Here is a 902-nt window from a genome sequence, read left to right on the forward strand (position 1 = left end):
TCCCCCTGTGAGAGTAGGACGTCGCTGGGCATACATACTGGAGGATTAGCTCAGCTGGGAGAGCATCTGCCTTACAAGCAGAGGGTCGGCGGTTCGATCCCGTCATCCTCCACCATTATTTTTCTCTTTCGCCGGAGTAGCTCAACTGGTAGAGCAACTGACTTGTAATCAGTAGGTTGAGGGTTCAAGTCCTTTCTCCGGCACCACTTTTCGTGAGAGCCATTAGCTCAGTTGGTAGAGCATCTGACTTTTAATCAGAGGGTCGAAGGTTCGAATCCTTCATGGCTCACCATTTTAATTTCATTATTGCCACGCGGGTGTGGCGGAACTGGCAGACGCACTAGACTTAGGATCTAGCGCCTTCGGGCGTGGGGGTTCGACTCCCTTCACCCGCACCATTTTTGCGGAAGTAGTTCAGTGGTAGAACGCCACCTTGCCAAGGTGGAGGTCGCGGGTTCGACCCCCGTCTTCCGCTCCAATTTTTTGCAGCAATTCAAAGCCGACCCATGCCGGGGTGGCGGAACTGGCAGACGCACAGGACTTAAAATCCTGCGGTAGGTGACTACCGTACCGGTTCGATTCCGGTCCTCGGCACCATCTTTGTTTGCAGAAAAAACCGTCAGGTTTTCATCATGAATAAGCGCCCGTAGCTCAATTGGATAGAGTACTTGACTACGAATCAAGCGGTTAGAGGTTCGAGTCCTCTCGGGCGCGCCATATTTTTACACTCAGCATTTAAGTTCGGGAAGTAGCTCAGCTTGGTAGAGCACTTGGTTTGGGACCAAGGGGTCGCAGGTTCGAATCCTGTCTTCCCGACCATTCAATGGGGCCTTAGCTCAGCTGGGAGAGCGCCTGCCTTGCACGCAGGAGGTCAGCGGTTCGATCCCGCTAGGCTCCACCAA

9 tRNA genes are annotated in these 902 nt (G+C 53.4%); all 9 read left to right on the forward strand.

From position 1 onward, the window contains the following. Nucleotides 1-39: 39 nt before the first annotated feature. The 9 genes from NFU07_RS17640 (at nucleotide 40) to NFU07_RS17680 (ending at nucleotide 901) form a co-directional block, all read left to right on the forward strand. Nucleotides 40-115: transfer RNA gene (locus NFU07_RS17640), tRNA-Val, on the forward strand. 15 nt (nucleotides 116-130) lie between these two features. After that, nucleotides 131-206: transfer RNA gene (locus NFU07_RS17645), tRNA-Thr, on the forward strand. 10 nt (nucleotides 207-216) lie between these two features. Beyond that, nucleotides 217-292, forward strand: a tRNA-Lys gene (locus NFU07_RS17650). A 21-nt stretch (nucleotides 293-313) separates the two neighbouring features. Then, a tRNA-Leu gene (locus NFU07_RS17655) sits at nucleotides 314-398 on the forward strand. 5 nt (nucleotides 399-403) lie between these two features. Then, nucleotides 404-478: transfer RNA gene (locus NFU07_RS17660), tRNA-Gly, on the forward strand. Nucleotides 479-508: 30 nt separating this feature from the next. Beyond that, nucleotides 509-597, forward strand: a tRNA-Leu gene (locus NFU07_RS17665). Nucleotides 598-640: 43 nt separating this feature from the next. Further along, a tRNA-Arg gene (locus tag NFU07_RS17670) sits at nucleotides 641-717 on the forward strand. A 25-nt stretch (nucleotides 718-742) separates the two neighbouring features. Next, nucleotides 743-819 (forward strand) — tRNA-Pro (locus NFU07_RS17675). 6 nt (nucleotides 820-825) lie between these two features. Next, nucleotides 826-901 (forward strand) — tRNA-Ala (locus NFU07_RS17680). Nucleotide 902 lies beyond the last annotated feature (1 nt).

Origin of the sequence: Planococcus sp. NCCP-2050 (assembly GCF_023708025.1) — a bacterium.
Lineage (GTDB): Bacteria > Bacillota > Bacilli > Bacillales_A > Planococcaceae > Planococcus.